A 3,075-nucleotide genomic window follows, 5' to 3' on the forward strand; every position below is an offset into this window, starting at 1 on the left:
CTCGCTGCCGGCGTTGCCGCCGCTGCCGGCGGAGCGGATGGCCAAGCCGGATTACGCGCAGAGGCTGCGGGACGAATTGTTCGAGTCGGCGCCGACGCCGACAACCACGTCAGCTGGCTCCAGGCCGAACTGATCGCCACCCGGACGCTGTGTGGGGCGGGTGGGTGAGGGCTACCCGCACCTGGCGTGCCCAAGCTGCTTCATGCGTCGATTGCGGGCGGCTTCTGCCTCTATGATGTCGACGCTGAACGAGCCTGTGATGCCGCGCGCTCTCAAGGCCGAGCACGTCTTGTCTGCGAGCGCCTGCCAGTCTTTCCCGGTGTCGTGCATGACCAAGGTGAATTCTGTCGGCCTCACCCAATCTGCATCCAGCACGAGAGGCATTGCTTTGTAATCTGCCTCGACAGATTCACGGAGCTGCTGCTGAGCGGGATCGATGGCGGCCTGGGTAGCGGCATCCGATGATCCCGAGCCAACCGTGCCGTCAACATCGCTGCACGCCTTGAACACCAATGCCAGCAGCGCAACAAGGCCGGCCACAGCGATCACGTTAAAGCATCCGCTTGCCTCCTTACGCGTCACCGGCGCCAGCGGCCCACGCACCACGGAAACAGGCGCCCCGCACCCGGGACATGCCGCAGCCTGGTCGCTCACCTGCCGCCCGCATTCCCTGCATGTCACCAGTGCCATTGTTCGCCCCCTTTGGCGTCGTCGGTTTGGTCAAGTCAAGCTGTCCTCTACTTCCAGGTCAGCAGGTCAAGCATGCCCTTTTTTTGCCGATCATTCAGCAGGCGGAACGCGCGCACCAGTCGCTTTTCGAGCTGTGACAGCTCCTGCACATCGTAGTGGGCGCGGCCGTCGGCGATAGCCGCGTACTGCTTTTCCATCCTCACCTTGGCCTCATCCCCGCAGACCAGCTCATCCAGCGAGATCTGCAGGTGCTCGCGCAGCGCCTGCAATTTCTCGAAGGATGGGGTCTCGCGGTCATTTTCGTAGGCTGAGATCGCGGACTTGGTGATGCCCATGAGATCGGCCAGCGCGTCCTGTGTCAGGCCGACAGCCTGCCTGGCGGCTTTGAACCGCGAGCCGAAAGTCGTCATGCCGGAAGTTTGGCGGTGCTTTACCTGCACCGTGTACGGCAACGCTTGACACCGCTGTACAGTCGTGCTGTACTTGCCCCCATGGACAAGATCAACATCATCCGCACCGCTAGGCTCAAGGCTGGCATGACACAGACGCAGCTCGGCGCCCGCCTTGGCGTCGGCAAGGCAGCCGTCTCGGCTTGGGAGAACTGGCGCGAGGTTCCCAGCACGCAGCGGCTCTCCAGGTTGGCCAGGGCCCTCGACCCTCACCTTGACCTGCATGCATACCTGGCACAGGTCGCCACGGCCAAGTCCAGCCCCAAGGCCAGGGCCGCCTGATGCGTGCCATCGGCTACATCCGCGTCTCCACCGAAGAGCAGGGCCGCGACGGGCACTCGCTGGCCATGCAGCCCGAGCGCATCCGCCAGTGGTGCGCGCTGCACGAGCTGGAGCTGGTCAACATCATCGAGGACCGGGGGGTCAGCGCGGGCACGCCGCTGGACAAGCGCAAGGGCGGGGTGCAGCTGATGCAGGCCCTCAGCGCAGGCGAGGCGCAGGTGGTGGTGGTGTTCCGGCTGGACCGGCTGTTCCGCGACACCCTGGACGGGCTGCTGTTCTTCCGCCAGTTCGCCGAGCCGCGCGGGCTGGTGGTGCAGTCGGTCAGCGAGCTGATCGACACCGGCACCCCGCAGGGCCGGCTCAACCTCAACCTGCAGCTGTCGCTGGCCGAGTACGAGCGGGCGGTCACCTGCGAGCGCAACAGCGCGGTGGCCCGCCACCTGCGCCAGGCCGCGCGGCCGTTTGGCTACACGCCCTATGGGGTGGTCAGGATCGAGGGCCGGCTGTACCGCGACCCTGAAACCTGGCCCTACCGCGAACGCATCATGGCCCTGCGCGCGCAGGGCAAGAACGGCCGGCCGTGCAGCCTGGAGCGCATCTCCGAGGCGCTGCACGAGCTGGGCATCCCCGCCCCGCATGGCGGGCGGCGGTGGAACAAGCCAAGCATCGCGCGAGTGATCAAGACCCATGAGGCGATGGAGCATTACCCGCCGGCGCCCAAGGGCCAAGAAGCGGCGGTTTCACGTGGAGTGGCCGCATGAAGACCTCAATCCTTGACCTGTTGCCGCAAGACCAGTCCCTGCGCCTGCTGCACTTGCAGCACGAAATCTCGGTGCTGGAGCAGGCCCTGGCCTGCATCACCGACCAGTCCAGCCGCGACCAGATCTACGGCCGCATCGCCGGCCTGATCGAACAGCGCCGCGACCGCATGGTCGCCGTGCTGCAGGCCGCCAACGGCGGCGACCTGTCCCAACTCAACGACCGCGCCTGAGCGCACCTGCGGAGCCTGACCCATGTCCATCATCCTTGGCGCCACCTACACCGATGCAGCGACGCAATTTGTCGGCATCGCCATCGCCCACACCGACTACCTGGGCGGCGGCTGCCGCACCCAGCTGCAGACCCGCATCGAGCGCCCCGGCCAGCGCCCTGTCACCGAGTGGTTTGACGATGGCCGGCTGCAGCGACTGCCGCTGATCCCGGTGGCGGCTCTGGCGCCGGCACTGAGCGTGGTGGAGTCCGCCTGATGGCCGCCCGCCCAACCCGCAGCCAGCTCATCGGCACCATCGTCAGCGATGCAGTGCTGCAGTCGCGCATGACCTGGAACGCCTACGCAGAGGCGGTGGTGCAGCACTACCACGCCACCACCGATGTGGCCGACCGGCTGGTCGAGTTCCACGTGGCCACCACCGCCGACAACGCCGACCAGGCCACCCGCAACAACACCCAGACCGTCAAGCGCATGTTGATCGGCGAGATCCGCATGCACGTGGACATCGAGGAATCGCTGATTGGCGCGCTGCCCGAGGCCTGGCGCGAGCGCCTGCTGACCGCGCTGCTGGAGCGGCAGGGCCTGATCTACGCCAAGGCGCCGCGCCCGGCCGACGCGCCCAGCCACTTCAACGTGCCGTGCGAGCTCATGCGCAGCACGGCC

7 protein-coding genes are annotated in these 3,075 nt (G+C 66.8%); 5 read left to right on the forward strand and 2 right to left on the reverse strand.

What is annotated here, in order from left to right; genetic code table 11:
• Nucleotides 1-171: 171 nt before the first annotated feature.
• Together VIR09_RS20680 and VIR09_RS20685 are read right to left on the reverse strand one after the other, a co-directional pair.
• Nucleotides 172-549 (reverse strand): hypothetical protein, encoded by a 378-nt coding sequence (locus VIR09_RS20680; RefSeq protein WP_332014550.1) that lies wholly within the window; start codon nucleotides 547-549, stop codon nucleotides 172-174.
• A gap of 188 nt (nucleotides 550-737) precedes the next feature.
• Nucleotides 738-1,100 (reverse strand): helix-turn-helix transcriptional regulator, encoded by a 363-nt coding sequence (locus tag VIR09_RS20685; RefSeq protein ID WP_332014551.1) that lies wholly within the window; start codon nucleotides 1,098-1,100, stop codon nucleotides 738-740.
• An 81-nt stretch (nucleotides 1,101-1,181) separates the two neighbouring features.
• On the opposite strand from VIR09_RS20685, the gene VIR09_RS20690 reads away from it, so the two are divergent.
• From VIR09_RS20690 to VIR09_RS20710, 5 genes are all read left to right on the forward strand, one after another.
• On the forward strand, nucleotides 1,182-1,421 hold the full coding sequence (locus VIR09_RS20690; protein ID WP_332014552.1) for a helix-turn-helix transcriptional regulator: 240 nt from the start codon (nucleotides 1,182-1,184) through the stop codon (nucleotides 1,419-1,421).
• Nucleotides 1,421-2,182 carry a recombinase family protein gene (locus VIR09_RS20695; RefSeq protein WP_332014553.1) on the forward strand — a complete coding sequence of 254 codons (762 nt, stop codon included), beginning with the start codon at nucleotides 1,421-1,423 and terminating at the stop codon, nucleotides 2,180-2,182. Before VIR09_RS20690 ends, VIR09_RS20695 begins: the two co-directional genes overlap by 1 nt.
• Nucleotides 2,179-2,412 carry a hypothetical protein gene (locus tag VIR09_RS20700; protein WP_332014554.1) on the forward strand — a complete coding sequence of 78 codons (234 nt, stop codon included), beginning with the start codon at nucleotides 2,179-2,181 and terminating at the stop codon, nucleotides 2,410-2,412. Before VIR09_RS20695 ends, VIR09_RS20700 begins: the two co-directional genes overlap by 4 nt.
• A gap of 22 nt (nucleotides 2,413-2,434) precedes the next feature.
• On the forward strand, nucleotides 2,435-2,668 hold the full coding sequence (locus VIR09_RS20705; protein ID WP_332014555.1) for a hypothetical protein: 234 nt from the start codon (nucleotides 2,435-2,437) through the stop codon (nucleotides 2,666-2,668).
• Nucleotides 2,668-3,075, forward strand: a 408-nt coding sequence (locus VIR09_RS20710) for a hypothetical protein (RefSeq protein ID WP_332014556.1), incomplete at its 3' end; no start/stop codon positions are given. The genes VIR09_RS20705 and VIR09_RS20710, both read left to right, overlap by 1 nt.

The organism is Achromobacter sp. (assembly GCF_036567245.1).
Taxonomy (GTDB): domain Bacteria; phylum Pseudomonadota; class Gammaproteobacteria; order Burkholderiales; family Burkholderiaceae_B; genus Achromobacter.

Bases quoted from the DNA above. Each gene is read 5' to 3' on its own strand.
- VIR09_RS20690 (WP_332014552.1), top strand. From the start codon at position 1,182: ATGGACAAGATCAACATCATCCGCACCGCTAGGCTCAAGGCTGGCATG.
- VIR09_RS20705 (WP_332014555.1), top strand. From the start codon at position 2,435: ATGTCCATCATCCTTGGCGCCACCTACACCGATGCAGCGACGCAATTT.
- VIR09_RS20695 (WP_332014553.1), top strand. From the start codon at position 1,421: ATGCGTGCCATCGGCTACATCCGCGTCTCCACCGAAGAGCAGGGCCGC.
- VIR09_RS20700 (WP_332014554.1), top strand. From the start codon at position 2,179: ATGAAGACCTCAATCCTTGACCTGTTGCCGCAAGACCAGTCCCTGCGC.
- VIR09_RS20685 (WP_332014551.1), bottom strand. From the start codon at position 1,100: ATGACGACTTTCGGCTCGCGGTTCAAAGCCGCCAGGCAGGCTGTCGGC.